This is a genomic window from Pseudomonas fluorescens (assembly GCF_003732425.1).
GTDB lineage: Bacteria > Pseudomonadota > Gammaproteobacteria > Pseudomonadales > Pseudomonadaceae > Aquipseudomonas > Aquipseudomonas fluorescens_BE.
The window spans coordinates 1,330,536-1,350,104 of the sequence record NZ_MOBX01000013.1; the positions used below are offsets into that span (position 1 = coordinate 1,330,536).

Below are 19,569 nucleotides of genomic sequence, written 5' to 3' on the forward strand. Positions count from 1 at the left end.
GAAAACGCCCCGTCAGTGCGGGGCGTTTATTGCAGCTCGGCAGGATCTGGCGGCAGGGAATCCGGCCAGCCTTGCGACAGCAAGTCGTCGTGAAAGTCGCCCGCCTCGATCGCGCGCAACAGCGTCAGCTCACGGTCAAAACAGGCTTGGACGTGCGCCCGCACCGCCTTGGCGATGGCGATGATCTGCGCCGCGCCAATCTCGACAAAGCCGCCGACCGTTTTGAAGTTGCAGCGGTATTCAGGATCGAGGACGGCCGACAATCCGGTACTGGCAATCAGCGCCTGGCTGTCGCGGGTCGTTTCGATTTGCAGGCCGTCGACGACAATGCCAACGCCCTCACGCGCGAAGCGCTCAGACGCTACAGCAGCCTTGAGTTCATCCAGCGAGACAACCGGAACACCCTCTGGCGCAAACTGCTTGCCGTCATAGAACCAGCCTTCCTCGACCTCACCAGGGCACTCGATCCAAATCATGTCCGGGTGAAACATCGTTTTTATGTCGCTGTCGGTTTCAAACAGCTGAACGGCCTTCCCCATGTAAAGAAGGGCATACTTTTTCATCAGGCATATTCCTCGAAAATTGCCACGCCACCAGCTCCCGGCGCGCCGTTGCGAGCTGGTAAAGATGGGCCGACAGCCACGCCACCAGCCCCGCCCCCATATCCCACACCGGGAGAAATCGGCGCGCTAGAGCCGGCTCCATATCCACCCGAACCCAGTGGGCAGCTACCACCGTGACCCGCCAGCGTCGAATAATTCACGACAATGGCGGGCGCACCCGGGCCGCCTGCCATGCTGACAATATTTCCTCCAGAGGCAGGCGCTCCCGGATAACCGTTTGACATCAATCCAAAACCTGTCCCTGAGATCCCGGCGCCAAAGCCTGACCCCAAACCACCCGGCGCAGACATCAAGGCCCCCACCGAAGTCGCCCCCCCTGCACCACCACTGGCTCCACTGGTTCCCGACCCGGTGCCCGCGATACCTCCCGCGCCAATAATCACCGACTGGCTCGCACCAATGTCTGCCGCCGTCAGCAGCGCTTCCGCATAGCTTCCAGCTCCACCGCCACCAGACGCAGAAGTCTGGGTAGAGGTGGTAGCCGACGCACCGCCAGATCCACCCCCGCCCCCCACAATACGAATCCGTACCTTCTTCATCCCCGGCGTCGGAATGTAGGTGCCGCCGGCCGTAAACTTCTGAATGTTCAGCAGGCGTCCGAATTCGTTGTTATCGACCCGCTGTTCTAGCGCCGCAATGTTGATAACGCCCTGATTGATCGGCGCGTTCCAGGCCTTGAGGCACCAGATGACCGCAAGATTTCGCCCGCGCGTCTCAACGCCACCACTGTTTACCGTGTTCATGGCGTTGACCATCTGCCATGCGTCGCCACTGTTGGCGCCAGCAGCCACAAACGCGCCGGTCGAAATTGTTTGTTGGTTGCCGTTCACTTTCGCGGAAAGTGTCCCGCCAGCAGGATCCATGGTTGCCGCAACGTCATCGAAATAACGATGGTTATGCGCCTTCAACATGTCCTCTTGAAGCGTACCGAGAACACGGCCCACATCGACACCGCGCCCATGATCCCAACCCCGCAGGAACTCACCGCGCGATTCCGGCAAGCGGAAATTACCGGCGCCCTCGTCACCCTTGTTGAACACCGTGCCGAGAAACATCGCAAGATCGGGATAGAGCGCAGCGCTCTTGACACTGCCGTCCAGCTCCAGGAAGCCGGGCGCGACCTTGTCCACCGGAAACGCGACCATTGCGCCCACGGGCAACGCCGAGGCCTGGGCAATCATCGCCTCGATCTCGGCCTTGGTGTAGCTGTCCTTGATCCCCATTTTCGCCAGCGTGTCGGGGTTGTCGCCCGAGACCACAATCCCGCGATCGTTGACCTTGACCCGTGTGTATTCGCCGGGCGTCTTGTTCTTCGGCAGCACTTCCAGAATGGCCGCGTCGACGTAGACGCGCGAGGCCAGGACAATCGCCGGATCGATCTTGAGTGTGATGTTGCCGGTGCTGGTGACAATGAAGTTCATGCGCACGATTTGCGTGCGGCCCGAGCCTTGCGACAGCAGCGGCTTGAAGCTCGGCGCGCAGTTGGCCACCGCCACCAGATCGCCGTCCGCATCGTACAGGCCGATTTCGCGGATCCACTTACCGCCCTCGTCGGCCGGGATAACCTGCTCGGCGATGATCACCGCCGGGTTGACCGGATCGATCTTCAGTTGGTTCAGCGGCCTGCGGCGCCACTCGTTGATCAGTTTGGTTTGACCGGCCGACGGCACAGGATTGGGCGGGATTTCCAAGCCGGTCGGGTTGGCATCGCCAACGCCCATTTGGGTGATCAGCCAGGGAATGCCGAGCGCGTCGGCGTTCGCCTGCTTGGCCATCCCCACATTCGTGAGGATCGCGAAAAACTGCGAATTCGCATCAATCATAATAAACGTCCAGGGTGTCTATGGTGTGTTCGCGACCGACCACGCCGAAGCTGCCGGTGACCTCGATGTCACGCATGACGGGTGGGTAAACGTCGATTTCGTCGCCCTCAAAGAGGGACACGGCAATATTCAAATCGCCTTGTGTTTCGAGGCTGATCGCCAGCCCGGTCAGGTGCCGCGTGACGGGTTTGGCGTCGTCAATCAGGCGCTCAAGCTCCTGATACATTTCCTCGGTGATACCTGTATCCAGCACGCCGACCTTCAAGGCGAAGGTGCCCGGCACGCCCTCGGGCACGGTCTGGAACCATTCGACAATCTCGATCAGATAGCCCAGCGGTTCGACCACCCGGCGCAGCGCGCCGATCGTGCCCTTGTGCTTGTGGATGTAATACGAGGCCTTAATGGCCGCGCGCTTGGTCGCCTCGGGCCATCGGTAGTCCCAGCGATCGACCGACCACGCCCACGCCAGATGCGGCAGCAGATGCGCCGGACAGGTATCGGCGTTGTACAGGTCACGCAGCGGGACAATCGTCTTCTCGAAAAAACCGGCCTCCATGGCCCGTTCCAGTTGCGTGCTGTTGATCGGCAGAAAACTCTTCATGTCAGCCCGCCATCGTCACGGTGTAGCCCAAGCAGTACGCCGCCTGCTCTTTCGTCGGGGCCAGATCGACCCAGTCGGGCAACTCCACCCGGGAAACGCCGGCAACGTGCAATTGCGCGTCGATCGCGGAACGCGCGACTTCCACACCCAGGCGCTTGCGGGGATTGATCCATGCCGCTAGCCGGGCCTTGGCTTCCGCCAAACTGGCATCCATTTCGGGGCCGGCGCCGGTCATGTGCAGAATCGCGTCAATGCGGTAATCAATGATTTCCGCACTCTTGACAGTGACCCGATCACCAACCGGGCGCACGTCATCGTCGTTCAGCTCGACCCGCACCGTGGCCAGCAACTCAGGACTGGCCACGCCGCGCCCGTCACCCTCAGAACTCAGCACCGTTACCGTAACGTAACAAGGCGCCGGGCTTTCGGCCGACGCATCCGCCACCAGCCCCGAGGCATTGCGTGCGTGCAGGATGTAGCTGTTACGCGGGCCGGCCGTGGTCAGGCCTTCATAGGCCAACTGGATGCGCTCGCGAAACGGGTCGTCTTCTTCCTTGACCTCAGGCACCGGCGGCACCGCTTGCAGATCCGCCGCCTGAATAACCAGGCGTTTCAAATTGACGTTGGCCCCGAGGTGATCGAGGTCGCCGCGAATGGCGTACGCCAGCAGCAACCCTTTGCCGGCGTCGTTGACCCGGGCGCGGTTGCCAATCTTGATATAGGCGCCTGTCTCCAGCACCTTGACCACCGGATCACTCTCCAGCACCGCCGTCCAGTTGTCGCCCATGTATCCGCGAAAGACGCCTAGCGTGTCTTGATAGGTGTCCTCGAAGTCGAGCGGCTCCAGCACGGTCGGCGCCGGCAACGCCGACAGATCCACGATATTCATACGGTCACCTCTAACGTGACGCTATCGCCCAGGTACTGCCCGGCGATTTCCAGATTGATTTGCCCGCCGATCACCGAAACGACGCTGACCCGATCCAGCTTCAAACGCGGCTCCCAGCGGCCCAGCGCGCGCGCGACTTCCGCCTGCACGGAGCTGATCCAGCCCTTGTTAACGGGCAAGTCGATAAACCGCCGTATCTTGCTGCCGTATTCCGGCCGGTGCCGCCGGCTACCCAGCGGCGTGCCCAGAATGTCGGGGATCGACTGGCGCAAGTGAGCGATGCCGGAAATGGGTTTGCCGGTGTGGCGATCCATTCCGATCATCTATGTCACTCCAGCGGTTCAAGTTCGGGATGCGCCTTCAGGAAGCTGACAGCCTGCTCATCGGACGCCGACACCTCGACCTCGTGCTTGGCCACCGCCAGCGTGCGATCCGTTCCAGGGATGCACAGCGTGCGCGAGGTATAGACTTTGTCGCGAAACTTCAGCAGCAGATCTGGCGCGCGCAGTGGGGCGGTAACAGGCTGGCGAATCGTCGACGGTAGTTGCTCCTCGACAGACTGGTCATTGATCTTGGCCATGGGTTTTCTCCAGGTATAAAAAAGCCCGCACGCGGCGGGTCAATGAGAGAGGGTTTACTTGATTTCTAATTAAGCCCCAGCAACGCACTTCTTTAAACGCCTAGGAGGACAACCCTACGCGCACCAGAATTTGCTGAGAAAGAATTTGGATCAGTGCTTTTAAACGGCGAACGTCAGATGAGGTCAACCAATTGGATGTGGATATTTTCGTGATAAAGGCTCCATCAACCAAAATCGAGCGAGCCATTTTCTTGGAGCAATTGCCCTTTTTGGTAAAGGGGTTAGTGCCAATGAGCAATACCTTGTCCGGACAAAGATTCCAAGACAGCTCAAAGTCGGCAGATGACATCTTTCTGGTCATATAACAGCCCACCTCTACTTGATTTTCTGATCCCTAAAAGCGCACGGCCGTAGAGATCAGTGCTTGTGATTAGGAGTGTTACCCGTGGTGTCGAGGATCGCCGCATCACTCGTAATGTTTCGCGTGACGTGTAACGAGCCGTCGATCATCACCGCTGCTTTCAGGTTGATGTTCCCAGTGGTCACGTTTACGGCGCTCTCAGTTACAACTGCTTCCGTGCTGGCCACTTTTATAGTGACCGTGCCACTTGGTAGGGTGATGGTGTAAGACTTGGCCTGCCAGTCGTAGACCAACGACCCGCCGTCATCAAAACGCCAGACCTCGACGTGATCGCGGTTGTCCGGTTGGCTGCCGGCATTGCCGTACAGGCCGGGAATAAAAGTACCTTGCGAGACGTCACCGCTGGCACTGATCAGGCTGCCCTGCTCGCCCATGCTCGGCGCGCGCCAGTGGCGGGCCTTACCAGCAGCGATGCTGTGCCAGCGCACCCAGGCGCTTGTCCATTCACCATCCGATACCCGACACACCGGCGGCGACGCCGCGAGGTCCACCGCCACCACATAACAAGCTTTGACCACCCCCGCCAGCATGCGGTCATGTTGGGCCGTTGCGTAACTCACGGTTCTTGCTCCGCATCGACAACCACCTCAACGGCGTAGTCTTCCAACAGGAGTTCACCCGGATGATCATCTGGCCATGGCCATTGTTCGGTGCCGAGGCAAATCTGTTGGTTCCACTCCACCAGCCAGACCGTATAACCATCGAGCTGCGGCTGGGTCCAGTCCTGCAGTGCTTGGACAAACTCGGCGGGTTCGACAGCCAACCCCCACGTCTGCGCACGCAGTAGCACGGCCAATTGAGTCACCAATTGCACGGCCTGTTGGTGATGGTTCGGCTTGATCGGGTCGACGATGACGCGCGCCTCGAACTTGCAGACCAGCGAGGTTTCGCCGGTACCGATATCGGTACCCGGCTCGATCTCGGCCAGTTCCAGAAATACCGCCGGCAGCACCACGCGATCCGCGATGTTCGGCCAGGCAGTGACAGCCTGCACGCCCGGCAAGTGGGTACGCAGATGCTGTTCTACCGCCCGATAAAGCTGGTCCAGGCTGAACGGTTCGTCAGACATTGCCGATCCTCTTGAGGTACTTCTGCAGCTCAAAGTTGAGTTCTTGTTTGAGAATCGCCAACAGGATCTCATCGGCCTTTTTGACCCAGCTGTCGAAATGGGGCCGGGCTTGCTCCAGCGACACCTTGGCCTTGGCCAGCGGGAAACGACTGCCGTGTTCGGCGACCCAGCCAGAACTCGCCCCGCGACCGGGGGAGACCGTGCTGTCGGGGTAGTCGTCCCCGTTGAAATGCTTGCTGGCTGTGCGGATCCAGATGTCGGGTTTGTTGCCGTAGACCTTCTTGAGGAAAGCCCCTTGGTAACGCCGACCCGCCACCGACACACCACTACCGGTTTGCCGCGCCCGGCCGATCCGGCTGGACTCGATGGCGTTCAAACCGAACCACAGTTTGCCGCTCGCGGCACCGCCGGAAACCGGATAGCTGCGCAAGCGCTGACGCACCGCTGCTACGGCAATGCGTTCTGACCGGCTAACAGCCCGGGCAATGTGCGTGCGCAATCTTCCCAACGTCTTATTGATCGCACGCCGGTGCGCCGCTGCCGCTGCCTTGGGGACCAACGCCGCGAAGTCCTGAAACGCCTGAAAGTCTGGGGCCGAAGACTGGATGGAAATCATCCCGCCGGCGGCCGAGGGTTTGAAATAGCTGCCGACGCTCATGGACGCAACCTCAGAATCAGGGCGACCAGACCGTCACCGCTCGGCTCGAGCTGGATCAGGTCGTAGTCGCCGCCGCCATCCAAGGCCGGCAACTCGACGCTGACCAGCATGCCCTGTTCCAGACCTTGCGAATCACTGACGCGGATCTCGAAGCGAGGCTCGCGCAGCCCGGTGTTGAGCTTGCCGAACTTGGGTTGCAGCCAGGGCGCGGCAAACATGCCGAACACTCGCTCTTCGCGACCCTCGATCCGTGCGGTATCACCCAGCGTCTCGAACACCACCGCGTCCACCTCGGCGACCAGATCGCGAAAGCCCATGGTCAGAGCTCCAGGGTGATCTGAGCGCGAGGCCGGGTGCAAATGTGCAGCGGGTTGGACTGCGCTTCGCCGGCCATGCCTTTGCCGAACTGCATCGGCTCGATCTTGCTGTAGTAGGGAATGCCCTGTGTGTTGACCGTTTCCATGTAATCGGCCGGCGCAAACGCCGAGATGTACAAATCGGGTACACCTTCAGGAACCAGCAACGCCTGATCGTCGTGGACGAAAGACACACCGGCAACCTTGCCACGGTAGCGTTCCCAGACGATGCCTCCGAGTTCAAAGCTCTCCCGGGCGTCACCGCGCAAGGACGCGGCCTGTTGGCTATTGAGATAGGTTTCCTTGATCGATGGGTGGACGATGAGTTCGTTCCAGAAATGCTTACCGCAAAAAGCACGAGAACCCGTGCTGGTCACGGCACCGAGTGCGTCCTCCTGCATATCCAACGCCTCGACACATTTAACGCGCAGCTCCGTCTTAGGATCCTTAAGACCCATGGACAGCTTCTGACGCTGCACACCGAAGCGCTCATAAAGATCCAGCAGTACAGTCTTGCCATCGGCGTCGAGGATCTGGCCATTCAGTGCGCCCATACGCTGGAATTCGTGCGTGGCGTCCAACTGACGCCGCGCCTTAGCGAGGCGCGCATTGACCACGTCCTGCACCGCCTGCAGCTCAGTGCGAGTGCCGAAGGCACGAATGCCCTGAATCTCATCGGCCTTGATGGTGAAGCGCTCCGGCAGATGCACGGTGTTGAACGGGATCAGGGTGCGCTTGCTGGCAGCAACCACCAAACCCGAACCACCGCGTTCACCGGCCGGCACCAGTGCCAGGGTGTCACCGTCCTTTTCGATCTGCACGGTCAGCGTGGTAATGCCTTCCTCGCGGAACAGGCCCAAGGCGCTGATGCGGCCCGGCAGGTAGGGTTGATCATTGAGTGCAGCGGTCAGCGAAGTGACAGTGAATGCTTCGTCATCAAAAATGGCGATATCGGCCATGGGTACTCTCCAGAAACGAAAAATCCCGCACGCGGCGGGATGCATAAAAAAGAAGGATGGACTTAGCGGACGATCACGAAATGAGTGGCGAGTGCTTTCTCGGCGGCCAGATCCAGACCGGTCAGGTGTGCTTCGCTGACTTCGGCCAAACGCACCACGGCGCGACCGCGACGCACCACATCGGATTCGCCAAGCGAGCCATAGAGAATCGCGACTGCGTTTTCAGTGCCGTCCTCGGCCGTTGGTTCGTACGGTGCGAATTCGCCGGAGGCGGTCACCAGGCCGAGGATTTGCCCCGGCCACAACGCGGGGCCGGCCGCGACATTGATCGCCTCGCGCGAAATGGTGCCCGCGCCCTCGGACAGCAGGAACTCGCCTGCGTGCATCGGTTCCCGTTTGATGGTCATGCTCATGCTCCTTTTGCGCCGCGCGCGGTTTGAGTTTGAGCCGCTTGGCGAGCAGCCCAAATCGAGTTGGGGTCAGGTTGTTTGGCCAGCACCTTGGGTGCCAGGTCGTCGGCCAACGGCAGACTGTTGTCGATTTCAAAGCCTTTGCCGCTGGTGACGATCTTGTCGAACAGACGCGCCCGTACCGCCGCCGCATCCAGGCCTGCCGCGACATACTCGGCGCTGAATTCCGGCAGCCGCGCGGCCACGCAGAGGTCGTTCACCGCCTTGGCGCGTGCCAGGCCGGCCAAAACGGTTTCTTCGCTTTCAAGCTGGGTGGACTTGAGCAGCGGCTCGATCAGGTTGCTGATGCCCGCCGCCGTGCAGCGCTGACTGACCATCAATGCCAACTTGGCCGAGTCTACGACGGGCGGCACCGGCGGCGGTTCGACAGGATCAAGATCCGGATCCGGTTCGGGTTCCTCGTCGAGCTGGGCCAGCAAATCAGCCGGTGCGTTCTGGAATCGTTGCAGCACCGCGCCTTGACCGAGACAGGCTTTGACCTTGACGCCGTCGCCCACTTCATCGGCCAGACCCAATGCCACCGCTTCGTTGGCGGTCAGCCAGGTTTCAGCCGCCACCAAACGCCGCAGCTCGACCTCGTCAATATCCGGTGCCTTGGCCTTGTACGCCGCGATGATCGCCTCCATGGTCTGGTCGAGGACGTCGGCCACCTTACGAAAGTTTTCCGCATCACCGGCGGCGTAGGTCCAGGGGTTGTGGATCATCAACATGGCGTTGGAGGCGATCACCACACGGTGGGCACCGCAGACAGCCACGCTCGCGGCACTTGCCGCCAGCGCATCGATCCGTCCGGTACAGCGCTCGCCCAGACGCGACAACGCGTTGTGCATGGCCAGCCCGTCGAACAGATCGCCACCGATGCTGTTGAACGCGGCCACCACCGGTGACACGCCATCGTCCATGGCGCGCAGATCCTGCACGAACTGATTGGCCGTGATGCCCCAGCCGCCGATCTCGCCGTAGACAAACACTTCGATCACTCGCTCGGTGGCCTCGCCGCTGGCCTGCACCGCGTACCAGGTCTTGTCCTGCACCTCGACGCGTTTGCCGGCGCGGTTGTAAATGCGCGGTCGCGCTTGTTTGCTCATGATTGCTCCTTGTCGTCGTTGTCATCGACGGCATCCAGGGTGTTGTAGTTGAGGCCCAGTGTTGTGGCCCGCGCCAGATCGGCAGCGTTTTCCAGATCGACCGTTTCGGCGTCGTAGCCGGTGCGCAAGACCATCTCGCTGCGCGAAGCAAACCCGGCCTGCACTTCCATCCGCCGCGCCTGCACGTCCTGCACCGGCTGGATGTAGGCCCAGCCTTGCGGCACCCAGCGAGTGCGCAGGTACTGGCGGCGCTTCTGTGCGTAATCGTCCAGCACCAGAACACCCGACAGCACCGCCATGTCCATCCACGCGGCCCGTACGGGGCGGCAGAGTTGATGCACGTAAACGCTGAATTGCAGTTGTTCCAGGCGGCGACGGAACTCGTTGAGCACCACCCGCAGCGCGCGGTCGTTGATCCCGCGCATGTCGCCGGTGAGAATCTCGTAAGGCGTGCCCGAGCCCGCTGCTGCAGCCATCAATTGCTGCCGCATAAAGTCCGGGTAGTTGTTGCCCGCGTCCGGTGGCTTGGAGAATTCAACCTCCTCGCCTGCCCCCAGCTCCTGCATGGTGCCGGGTTCAAGCGCAACCATTGGGGTGAAACCGTCGCGGTCCAGATCCAGCAACGCGCCGGTGACCGGATCGCGTGGAGCCGGACCCGAATCTGGCGCCGGCCGCTTGATGAAACCGGCAAACAGGTTGGCCACTTCCTGGCGGAACAGCACCGCGTCGTCGTAGTTGTCCAGACTGCGCAGGCGTTTCAGCACCGGCGACAATCGCGGCACGCCACGCAACTGGCCAGGCTCGACCGGTTCGAAGATGTGCAGCACCTGGGCGGCTGGCACGCGCACCAGCTGGTTGTAACCGGCATTCAACGAGGCCGAGTCACGCGGATGCGCCAGGTACATCCAGTACGCCACCCGCTTGCCGCCGGGAGTGAACTCGATGCCGGCGCGGATGACGTTGCCGTTTTTGGTGGTCTCGAACTTGTCGTGCGGCACGAATTCCGGTGCGAGAATCTGCAGCTGCAGCGGAACTGCCAAGCCTTCATCAAGCCCGCGCGGACGCAAGCGCACAAAGCATTCACCTGAGGTTTCCACGGTGCGCGCCACCAGCGCCTGCTGGCCGTAGAAGTCGGTACGGTCATCCGCATCCGACTCATCAACCCAATCGCCCCACAGCTCCTGCAGCAGTTTGCGCAGGGCATCATCGTCGGTTGTTGGCCGAGGGGTGATGCCGGTGCCGATCAGGTTGCTGACGCGCTTGTCGATGACGTTGAAGGCATACGGGTCATTGCGAACCGCTGCCCGGGAGCGCGATCGCAGGTTGCGCAGTGCCGGGGTGTTGATGCTGTTGATCCCGTTGTCGGGAGCGTCCCAGCCGGCGGATCGGCGGCCCTCACCAGCGCCTTCGTAACTGGCTTTGATGTTGGACGGCAGCACGAAGCCGTTACGGGTCAGCGTCGGAAAATGCCGAGCCATCAGACCCCCTTCCCTGCGTGGTACAGCCGGACCACACGCGAACGTGGCCCAGCGGCGCTGGCCAGCGATGAACGTATTTCTTCGCGCGCCTTCAGCAGCTCATCGACCGTGCGGTATTCCACGGTACGGTCGGTGTAGCGCACAGTTTTTTCACCGCGAGCAATGGCCGCCTCAACCGCGTCGAGGTGCTTTTTCGTAAATGACATATCAGCGTCTCTTCAGATAACCGCTGGCAGAGCTGCGGCGTTGAGGGGATGCTGCAGCCGGTCGCGGTGTGGCGGCCGGTGCAGCAGGTGGCGGTGCGGGTGACGCGGCCACAGCGTTAGATGATGATTGCAATGCAATGGCGACACGTTCGCCCTGAACAGGTTTGGTGTTTGCTGCGTCGTCAAATAAACCGGCCTGTGCCAGTGACTGGCGGACCCGCTCCCAATCGTGTTCCTGATATCGGTTGATACCCAGGTAATGAGCCATCGCCAGGCAATACACCATCAGATCGAGTGCCTCGTTGCGCTCGGCCTTGCCCTTGACCCACTCAATGCGCTTGTGACCGCGCACATAGCGGGCGACCTTGCGTTCGGCCACGCACTGGGCGAAGAACTCGTCCGGCAGGTCGTTGGCAAAATGCAGCGATCCCGGCCCATCCGGGAACGGGTAACGGTTGTAGATCCAGTCCTTGGCGGTGTCGGTACCGACAAACCATAGCTCGGCGCCGTTGCGTTCGGTCTGGCCCTTCCAGGTCACGTCGACCATGGACGGGCGCTGAGCGATCACCGGTCTACCCGGCTTGCTCGCCCCCTTGATGGCGAAGACGTTGCGCCAACGACGCACGCGGCAGAACTGGTAAACCTCATCGGTGTGGTGACCACCAGAGTCGACGCCCGTGGCGAGAATCCCCAAGCCGACGCCGCAGGGATGCCGGTACCGCGCTTTGAGTTTCTCGTCCAGCACCGCCCAGGTGCGCTCGTCGGCCGGGTCGCCCCAGATGATCTGGTGGTCCACCACCCAGCGTTCCATGCCGACGCCGAAGCCCATCACCATCAACTCCAAGCGGTTGGCCTGGACGTCGACGGCGCCGGTCAGCATCAGCACGCCCGGCGGCATCGCGCCGAGGCTGTAGTTTTCCAGCCGCGCCCGAGCGATCAACACTTCGGCCTTGGTCTGTTCGAGCGCGCTGTCCCAAACCTTGGCCAGACGGGTGTTGTAGAACACCTGCATCAGGCTGGTATCGCCTTGCGACTGGGCTTTTTTTGCGTCCTCGAACTCGACGGCGAGAGAGGCCCAATCCATCCAGCCGGTCGGCGAATACAACGCACTGAGATGAAACCCAACGGTCTTACCATCGCCACGACCATGCGCACGCCATTCACCTCGGGCGAGCATGTCGCTTTTGTGGTGCTCCTCGATCAGCACGTCGCACTCAGGGGCGGCGCACTCGTAATGCACGGTGGCGTAGTCCGCGCTGTAGTACAGCCGTTCCCACTCCAGTACCTGCATATGACCGCAGGTAGGACATGGCACGTAGTAGTGACGCTGGTCGCTGGACTCGAACAAATCGGCGATACGCGAGGCGCCCTTGATCGTCGGCGAGCTGGAGAAATAGATCTTGGCGTTGCGACCGAAGTTGGTCGCCCGAGTTTCGGCCAGCCGGATGGGATCACCCTCCTGGCCAACATCGTTTTCCCAGCGATCGACTTCGTCGCCGTAGATGTAACGTGCCGACAGCTCCGACAGGTTGGCCGCAGAACCGGCGGTGGTGACGTATAGCGAACCACCTTCGAATTCCTTGGTATCCATCGTATTGCGCGCATCCCGTGAGCGGCTCGTTGCCACGCGCTCGCGCAACACCGGGGTGGCCTTGATGGTCTTGCTGATCCGCCCCGAAACCCGCTTGGACAATCCAAGGCTGGGCAGCAAGGCCAAGATGTTCGATGGGGCCATGTGGATCAGCCCACCCATCCAGTTCAGCGCGATCTGGGTTTTCATCAACTGCGAGGCCACCATGGTGACCACCCGCCTGCAGGGATGAGCTGGCGACAGGCAGCGCATCGGCTCGCGGGCATAAGGTGTGCGTGAGGTGCGGTACTGGCCGGGCTCCGGGGCGCCGGTGTCTCGCGGAATTCGCATGTACTCGTCGGCCCATTCATCGATCCAGAGGTCTGGATCCGGGCGCAGTCCACGGAAGTAGTTCTCACGGTACACCTTTGCACCGTCAGAAAATTCCGTGTGCATGGTTTCAATCCGATGTCAGGGCATGTTCAAGATCTGCTGAGGAGAGGCGCTCGGCCTCTTCCAGCGTTCGTCGAATTGTCGCGGTTAGGTGCTTTTCGATCTGCCAGGGATCCGTCATTGCCGCCAGGTCATACGACAGCTGAGGCAGCGGGCCGAACAACTGGTCGCGCAACAAGCGGCCGGCGTCGTAGGCGCCGGTCTCCACGGCCTCCCTGGACACCAATGAACCTTGCGCTTTGCCCAGTTCGATCTCGGCCAGTTTGGCCATGTTGTGCTCGCGTAGCGCGCGGGATTTCTGGTAGTCGGGGTGTTTGCCGTCGACGGATATCAGCTGCGGCGGCGCAGCCGTGGAAGTCGGCTCGGTCAGAGGGGACAGTTGGCTGTAAACATCACGCTGAATCCGGTCCTGCTGGTGACGTTCGGCGACGGCGGCCTTGCTAGGGTCGCTGGTTTTATCTAGCAGCGCCTCCGTGGCCTCAAGATCGATTTTGCCGTTTTCAGTAAGCACCAGCCGATCCTGGCTGGCCAATTTGGAAACATAGGACTTGGCCCAACCGCGCCGGGCCGCAAACTCCGTTTTGCTGATAACAGTCATGGTTAATTTCTCCAGTTCACCCCGCGAGTTCACCTGTTCACCCCCAGTTCACCTCAGTTCACTAAGCTGGTGAACCGCCCGCTAACACAATCCCGCGGGTTTCCGACCCCGTACCCACCGAATAACCCCAGGGTCCCCTGCGGTTTCAGGCCTGGCCGCCGCCATTCGGCGGAACTTCGCACACGCCCAGTCGCTTGGCGGCCCATCGTTCGTACAACCCAATGGCTACGTCCGCGCCGGCCATTGCCGTCAGGCAACCCAAGGCGCCCGCCGTCCAGATCGTCATGCCGGCGGCAATCATCAACATCATCGCCGACACCCCGCAGACAATGCAGGCGCCGGACCGAAGTGCCAGTCTGCGCAACAATGCCCAGCCTCGCGCCCCGTCCTTGTCAGCCCGCCACATTTCCCCCGATACGCCACCGACCAGAGCCAGGACGATCACTAACCAGATCGGCATTTCTGCCAGTGCTTGTTGCTCGCTTGTCATCGCCTACCCCATGAACGCAAAAACCCGGCGCAATGGCCGGGTTTGGTGGTGTGGTGCCTGCCGCGCTCTGCGGTCGCACCTATCGAAGATGACTACTTTTTACAGGTCGATTCCGGTGGCAGCAACCCTGTTTTAATGCCACCCGGTGAATAAGTGGGCAACGTAGGGTGAACGCCTAGCGAATGTCGGCGAATACACCTACTCGGCATTCTCTTGCCTCGGCGGTGTCCCATATGTCCCACTATTCAGAGTCGAAGTAGGACACCTGAGAACGCCTAAATTCAGGGCCTCGCCCCACTGTCCTACTTATCTTTCTACTTTCTCGTGTAAAGGTAGAAATTTAAAGAACACGCGTTCGCGCGTAAGCGCGTACTGCTTGCCCGCTACGCTCACACGGGAGGGAGGCACTTCTAGGCGGGACGGTGGGACAGCCCAACAACGACAAGGCCCGCACCTGTCCCACTGCATCAAAACGCAGCGAGACAAGACGGGCCAGCGGGACAGCAACAGCCGGACGAATGCTTGGGGTCACGCAGCCAGCCCCATCATCACGCCGAAGATCTGCAGATGCGCCTCATGCAAACGCTGATAGTACGTATCGCGGCCACAACCGCAGTGGGCATACCGCAAGCGCATATCCAGATCGAGCGTGCAGTAATGCTCCCGCACCACCGTCACCAGCTCTGGCGCGAGGTGCTTGTTCACGATCAGCTCAATGTCCAACGAACTTTCGAGCGGCGCACGGAATGCACGCCGCCCTCTGATCAGTTGCCCGTTGCTCTCCATCATCATGGCAACCATATTTCCCCCAGCCAGCCCTCCTTTCGAATGTTCTGAATGCAGCTCCTGCGCCCATAACCGAAGCAGCGAATCGATCTCCTTAATCAAAACAAGGCTCCTCGAACGCTTCACGCTGCAGCGCCGAGGCACCGCCCCACCCTTCCGGTTTCTTGTAAGCCCATGGCCGCTGCCCGCTCTTAGCCAACGCAGGCAACCGCACACGTCGCCAACCCAGCCGATGCATGATCGCCCCGACCCGCATCTGCTCCGGCTTGCCCCAATGCCCAAAGTCCAACTTCAGCGCATTGGCCAGCACCTCGCTCCCGGTGGTGGTCTCACCGATCTGCGACTCTTCCAACCAGGTCAGAATCGGTCCTTCCCATTCATCCACAACAAAGCGCTCATCCTGCTCCTCGCCGAACATAGGCGCCTCATCCAGCGTCACCCACCAGAGATCGCCCGCGTCGTAACAGAACACCGCCTCGGCCCACAGCTGATCGCGCATCGAGCGCAACAACTCCAGATCGACCTTGGTACACGCGACCGGCCAGTAACGCCGGTTGCCGGTGGCGTCCTTGAGGTACTCGTCCTGGTTGGTCGTACCCACGAAAACACACTGGCGTGGCACGTCCATCGTTCTGCGGCCGTAGCTCTCGCGATAAGTGTCAGTGGACGCCGAAAAGAACTGCTTGGCCTTCGTGCTCTCGGCCTTGTTAAAGCTATCCAGCTCGCCCAGCTCGACGATCCACTTGCCCCGGATCGCCTGAAAGCCGTCCTTGTCACCCAGCGCAAACGGCGTGTCCATAAACCACTCGCCGCCGAGGATACTCATCGCCGTCGACTTACCGGCGCCCTGTGCCCCTTCCAGAATCATCACCGAGTCAGCCTTGCAACCCGGCTTCATCACTCGCGCGACGGCCGACAACATCCAACGCTTGCCGACTTTTGAGGAGTAATCCGTGGCCTTAACACCCATGACCTCCGTCAGCCAGCTTTCAAGACGCGGCACCCGATCCCACTCAAGCTTGCGCAGGTACTGCCGCACTGGATGAAACGCATGGTCATGCGCAACAACGCTCACCGCCTCGATCACATGCGAGGCCTTGACCCGCAAGTTGTACTGCTGCGCGAGCCACTTCATCACCCGCACATCATCAATGTCCGCCCAATCACCCGTGCCGCCGCCATATGGTGCCGCACGTAGCTTCACGATCTTGGAACTGAATGCGCTGTAACTGATCACACCGGCCCAGCGCTCATCGTTGGCCAGAATCAACTCGACGTTCTGCATGTGCGCAATCAACGCACCGCTCTCACTGCGGGCCAACATGTCCTTCCAACCACCAGCGGCCGGTGGCTTGACCACCGCCAACACCTGACGGCGTACCGCCTCCAAACCTTCCGCGATATGCAGATCGTTGAAGTCGGTCCACTTGGCTTCCCGCTCACTGGAAAAGATCGGCGCAACCACTTGGCCACCAACAATCAGCGCCGCGTTGTTCGCTTTCTCTTCACCGGGGTTCCACGCCTCGCCATTCGGCTTGGTGGTTTTCCAGTCATCGTCTCGGCAGATGATCAGCGGGCAACCGGCGAAGCGCTCCCGCATGGCCTTGCAAACCACCAGCAAATTGCCCGCATCGAACGCAACCGCCACGGTCAGTGACGTGGCCATATGCAGACTTGCGCCGGTCGCATAGCCCTCACACACTAGTACCGGCTCGCCCGGATCCGGGTGCGGCCCGATCAGATGGAAAGCACCCTCCTTGGACATGCCGTAAGGCCAATAGGACTTGTCCCGTCCGGTGTCCTCTTGCTTGGTCGGGAACACCACCTGCAGGCCGACAATCTCGTCGCGCACATTGCTCATCGGCACCAGAAACGCACCGGAGCGTGGCGCATACCGAACGCCGAAGCCGACAATCTGCTTGCGATCCAGATAGTCGCTACGGCCCTTCACCGGCATGCGCTTGAACATACCGGCCGCTCGCTTGGCCGCACGACGTGCCGCGTTGGCCGATATCTCAGCCGCGCGGCGTTTGGCCTCTTCCTGTCGAGCGCGCATAACTTCGCGTTCTTCAGGCGACATCCGTCCAGCCTTGACCTTGATCTTCTGAGACTCGCCAGAACGCCAGTCACCGAACGCACCGAAGATCAGCGTCTCGCCTTTCTCCGTGTGCTGTTCATGGACGACATACCAACCGTTCTTTTCCTTGCCTTTGTCCTGCGAAGTCTTACACCGGGTCAGCTTGCCAAGCACCAGCGGTTGCGCAGGCTCAAGGCCGTAGTCCGCGAATTGCCCCAACACTTCATCGAGCATGGATGGCCTCCATGATCTCTTTGACCTCCTGACAGCTCACGCATTGCGTGCAGCCAGGAACAGCTAAACGCCGTCCCTCGGGAATTGGGCTGTCGCAGTTTTCACAGAATAAAAACGAATGCGCCGCCAATGCAGATTTAGCGGCGTTGCGTGCAGCGAGCGCCTGATCGATACGCTCTTGCACCAGGTCATTAGCGAAGTCAGCAATGTCAGCCACGATCAACACCCCCCGTCGTCTGGTTGACATACGTGGCGCGGTTGAACAAACCCAACAGCCCCTGAATCCCACGAAACACCTGCAGGCGAATCGCGGCCAGTTCCTCATCGGAAACAACCCCGTCGCCAATGCTCTTGGCCCAGGTATCCGCCAGATCCGCCACCTGCCGGAAGTACTCGGCAATCCCGGTGGTCAGTGTCTCAGGCATGTCATTCGTGTAAGCCTCAGCCAATTCCTGCCAAGTCGTATCACCTACTAAAGCATGCACTGCATCGAGAATACGGCGATCCTTTGTCAACTCCAGAATCTCGCCGAACTCTTGAATGTTCACCGTGTGGCTGGGGTGGGTTGGGGACAACTTGTGCTGCAGCGTGGTTGCATTCCGGCCGGTGGTGGCGGCGATGGCTGCGGCGCCGCCGGGGTAGTCCCGGGCAGCATGGTAAAGCGCGAGATCGAGCGGCAAAACTTCCCGCTGCGCCCGCTCAACAGAACTCAGAGCAATACGGCTCATGGCATTAATCCTTGTAAGTTGCCAGTGCCGCGCGACATGCAGTGGTGATACATTTGCCGCGTGGCTTGAAAGGGCCCAAACGCCGGCTAGATCTTAGGGATCGATACCGGCACCGTGCCGGGACGAGCAATCCGTTGCTCACCCCTGGCGCAACAGCTGCCAAATCTGTGGTGGAAGAGGCAGCAACACCAAGGCTTCCGAGCCTTGGAAAAGCGCGATGAAGAGAAGTGGTTGCATGTGGTGTGCCCGCCTATCTTAATCGCGACCCGACAGCGCTGTGGTGGTGCGTGCCGGGAGGAACTGGGCGGCCCTTGGGTCGCCTTTTTTCTTGCTACGCTGCAGCTTTGTGAGGGGCCGAAGCGTTCAGCAGCCAAGCTGCTTGGAAGGCGTTGCCTTTCTGCTTTGCAGCGGTCGCCAGCAGCTCGGCGTATTTGGTTTCACCTGTGTAATCCGTTCGCGGCAGGCATGCGGCCCGACGCCATTTGTTCAACGCCTGATAGCTTCTATTGCATACCTTCGCGGCGGCCCCGATGCCGCCTACGGCTTCAAACGCGAATGCAATCGCGCTCGGAAAATCTGCGGGGTCCAGCATGACAACCTCCAATTATCAACCCGTGGTTGATGTTATAGATCAACTGACTATTGCGCAACCTTTATGAGACTCTCAACTAATGGTTGATAAAAACTTTCTCCGCGCAGCTTTCAGTGAGCGCCTACACGAAGCTCTCGACGATGCCGGCATACGCAGACGGGGTCGTGGGGTGGATATCCATCGTCAGTTGAAAAGCATGGGAGTCGAAAAGACCACGCAGGCCATCAGCAAGTGGCTGAATGGAGAAGCGATGGCAGAAGCTGACAGCATGACTGCACTCTGCTCATGGCTAAAGATAAGGCGTGAATGGCTTGAGTACGGCGTGCTGCCGAAAGAGCAAACCGGTGAGAGTAATGTTCGCAAAATAGCAGTTGGTGAGGGAGGCAACGTCTGCGAAATCAATCAGCGCTTTGGTAAGGTTCCATTGATATCGTGGGTTCAAGCAGGTGCATGGTGTGAGGCAATCTCTAATTTTGAGAATTATGATGCTGACTCTTGGCTATCGTGCCCTGTTCCGATCAGCAGTCATGGTTACGCTTTAAAAGTTCTAGGGGATTCGATGACGAATCCGGGCCCAGGGCGAAGCTATCCTACAGGATGCATTATTTTTGTAGATCCTGAGGCAGAAACGAAAACTGGTGACCGAGTAATTGCCAGGGTTCCCCGCACTAATGAAGCTACGTTCAAAATCCTTGTAGAGGATGCAGGTCGACAGTTTTTACGTCCGATTAACCCGCAATACCCAATAATAGACATTACAGAAGAAACCCATATATGTGGAAAAGTTGTGGGTTCGTTTATACCCGAATAAGCTGTAAAA

At 60.2% G+C, this 19,569-nt stretch carries 24 protein-coding genes; 1 reads left to right on the forward strand and 23 read right to left on the reverse strand.

The annotated features are described in order from the left end of the window. Window positions 1–26: 26 nt before the first annotated feature. From BK670_RS16535 to BK670_RS16645, 23 genes are all read right to left on the reverse strand, one after another. Window positions 27–563 (reverse strand): DUF4376 domain-containing protein, encoded by a 537-nt coding sequence (locus BK670_RS16535; RefSeq protein ID WP_123451148.1) that lies wholly within the window; start codon window positions 561–563, stop codon window positions 27–29. Further along, window positions 563–2,446, reverse strand: coding sequence for a phage tail protein (locus BK670_RS16540; RefSeq protein ID WP_123451150.1), 1,884 nt, complete (start codon window positions 2,444–2,446; stop codon window positions 563–565). The genes BK670_RS16535 and BK670_RS16540 overlap by 1 nt, the downstream gene beginning before the upstream one ends. Beyond that, a complete protein-coding gene (locus BK670_RS16545) occupies window positions 2,439–3,047 on the reverse strand; it encodes a phage tail protein I (protein WP_123451152.1) in 609 nt (202 codons plus the stop codon). The genes BK670_RS16540 and BK670_RS16545 overlap by 8 nt, the downstream gene beginning before the upstream one ends. A 1-nt stretch (window position 3,048) precedes the next feature. Continuing rightward, on the reverse strand, window positions 3,049–3,936 hold the full coding sequence (locus tag BK670_RS16550; protein ID WP_123451154.1) for a baseplate assembly protein: 888 nt from the start codon (window positions 3,934–3,936) through the stop codon (window positions 3,049–3,051). Further along, window positions 3,933–4,259, reverse strand: a complete 327-nt coding sequence (locus tag BK670_RS16555; protein ID WP_123451156.1) for a GPW/gp25 family protein — start codon at window positions 4,257–4,259, stop codon at window positions 3,933–3,935. Before BK670_RS16555 ends, BK670_RS16550 begins: the two co-directional genes overlap by 4 nt. A 5-nt stretch (window positions 4,260–4,264) precedes the next feature. Beyond that, window positions 4,265–4,516, reverse strand: a complete 252-nt coding sequence (locus BK670_RS16560) for a hypothetical protein (protein ID WP_123451158.1) — start codon at window positions 4,514–4,516, stop codon at window positions 4,265–4,267. 417 nt (window positions 4,517–4,933) lie between these two features. After that, window positions 4,934–5,497, reverse strand: coding sequence for a phage baseplate assembly protein V (locus BK670_RS16565; RefSeq protein WP_123451160.1), 564 nt, complete (start codon window positions 5,495–5,497; stop codon window positions 4,934–4,936). Next, complete coding sequence (locus BK670_RS16570; RefSeq protein ID WP_123451162.1) at window positions 5,494–6,006, reverse strand: hypothetical protein; 513 nt, start codon at window positions 6,004–6,006, stop codon at window positions 5,494–5,496. The genes BK670_RS16565 and BK670_RS16570 overlap by 4 nt, the downstream gene beginning before the upstream one ends. Beyond that, a complete protein-coding gene (locus BK670_RS16575; RefSeq protein WP_123451164.1) occupies window positions 5,999–6,664 on the reverse strand; it encodes a hypothetical protein in 666 nt (221 codons plus the stop codon). The genes BK670_RS16570 and BK670_RS16575 overlap by 8 nt, the downstream gene beginning before the upstream one ends. Continuing rightward, a complete protein-coding gene (locus BK670_RS16580; protein WP_123451166.1) occupies window positions 6,661–6,981 on the reverse strand; it encodes a head-tail joining protein in 321 nt (106 codons plus the stop codon). Before BK670_RS16580 ends, BK670_RS16575 begins: the two co-directional genes overlap by 4 nt. 2 nt (window positions 6,982–6,983) lie before the next feature. Beyond that, window positions 6,984–7,979, reverse strand: coding sequence for a major capsid protein (locus BK670_RS16585; protein WP_123451168.1), 996 nt, complete (start codon window positions 7,977–7,979; stop codon window positions 6,984–6,986). Window positions 7,980–8,041: 62 nt separating this feature from the next. Beyond that, on the reverse strand, window positions 8,042–8,386 hold the full coding sequence (locus BK670_RS16590) for a head decoration protein (protein WP_123451170.1): 345 nt from the start codon (window positions 8,384–8,386) through the stop codon (window positions 8,042–8,044). Window positions 8,387–8,388: 2 nt separating this feature from the next. After that, entirely contained in the window at window positions 8,389–9,537 is a 1,149-nt protein-coding gene (locus BK670_RS16595) for a head maturation protease, ClpP-related (protein WP_123451172.1), read from the reverse strand. Further along, the gene (locus BK670_RS16600) at window positions 9,534–11,015 is read right to left on the reverse strand and encodes a phage portal protein (protein WP_123451174.1); all 1,482 of its coding nucleotides are present in this window, start codon (window positions 11,013–11,015) and stop codon (window positions 9,534–9,536) included. The genes BK670_RS16595 and BK670_RS16600 overlap by 4 nt, the downstream gene beginning before the upstream one ends. After that, a complete protein-coding gene (locus BK670_RS16605) occupies window positions 11,015–11,221 on the reverse strand; it encodes a phage head-tail joining protein (RefSeq protein ID WP_008087653.1) in 207 nt (68 codons plus the stop codon). Before BK670_RS16605 ends, BK670_RS16600 begins: the two co-directional genes overlap by 1 nt. A 1-nt stretch (window position 11,222) precedes the next feature. Next, window positions 11,223–13,247, reverse strand: coding sequence for a phage terminase large subunit family protein (locus BK670_RS16610; protein ID WP_123451176.1), 2,025 nt, complete (start codon window positions 13,245–13,247; stop codon window positions 11,223–11,225). Window positions 13,248–13,251: 4 nt separating this feature from the next. Then, window positions 13,252–13,842 carry a terminase small subunit gene (locus BK670_RS16615; protein WP_123451178.1) on the reverse strand — a complete coding sequence of 197 codons (591 nt, stop codon included), beginning with the start codon at window positions 13,840–13,842 and terminating at the stop codon, window positions 13,252–13,254. 145 nt (window positions 13,843–13,987) lie between these two features. Continuing rightward, on the reverse strand, window positions 13,988–14,332 hold the full coding sequence (locus BK670_RS16620) for a phage holin family protein (RefSeq protein WP_123451181.1): 345 nt from the start codon (window positions 14,330–14,332) through the stop codon (window positions 13,988–13,990). 528 nt (window positions 14,333–14,860) lie between these two features. Further along, window positions 14,861–15,220 (reverse strand): PA0613 family protein, encoded by a 360-nt coding sequence (locus tag BK670_RS16625; RefSeq protein ID WP_123451183.1) that lies wholly within the window; start codon window positions 15,218–15,220, stop codon window positions 14,861–14,863. Beyond that, entirely contained in the window at window positions 15,213–17,429 is a 2,217-nt protein-coding gene (locus tag BK670_RS16630; protein ID WP_123451185.1) for a VapE domain-containing protein, read from the reverse strand. The genes BK670_RS16625 and BK670_RS16630 overlap by 8 nt, the downstream gene beginning before the upstream one ends. After that, window positions 17,419–17,646, reverse strand: a complete 228-nt coding sequence (locus tag BK670_RS16635; RefSeq protein ID WP_123451407.1) for a TraR/DksA family transcriptional regulator — start codon at window positions 17,644–17,646, stop codon at window positions 17,419–17,421. Before BK670_RS16635 ends, BK670_RS16630 begins: the two co-directional genes overlap by 11 nt. Next, window positions 17,639–18,157: a phage regulatory CII family protein gene (locus tag BK670_RS16640; RefSeq protein WP_185036779.1), complete on the reverse strand. Its 519-nt coding sequence runs from the start codon at window positions 18,155–18,157 to the stop codon at window positions 17,639–17,641. Before BK670_RS16640 ends, BK670_RS16635 begins: the two co-directional genes overlap by 8 nt. 331 nt (window positions 18,158–18,488) lie before the next feature. Then, the gene (locus BK670_RS16645) at window positions 18,489–18,749 is read right to left on the reverse strand and encodes a hypothetical protein (protein ID WP_123451189.1); all 261 of its coding nucleotides are present in this window, start codon (window positions 18,747–18,749) and stop codon (window positions 18,489–18,491) included. Window positions 18,750–18,828: 79 nt separating this feature from the next. On the opposite strand from BK670_RS16645, the gene BK670_RS16650 reads away from it, so the two are divergent. Continuing rightward, window positions 18,829–19,560, forward strand: a complete 732-nt coding sequence (locus BK670_RS16650) for a LexA family protein (protein WP_123451192.1) — start codon at window positions 18,829–18,831, stop codon at window positions 19,558–19,560. Window positions 19,561–19,569: the final 9 nt, after the last annotated feature.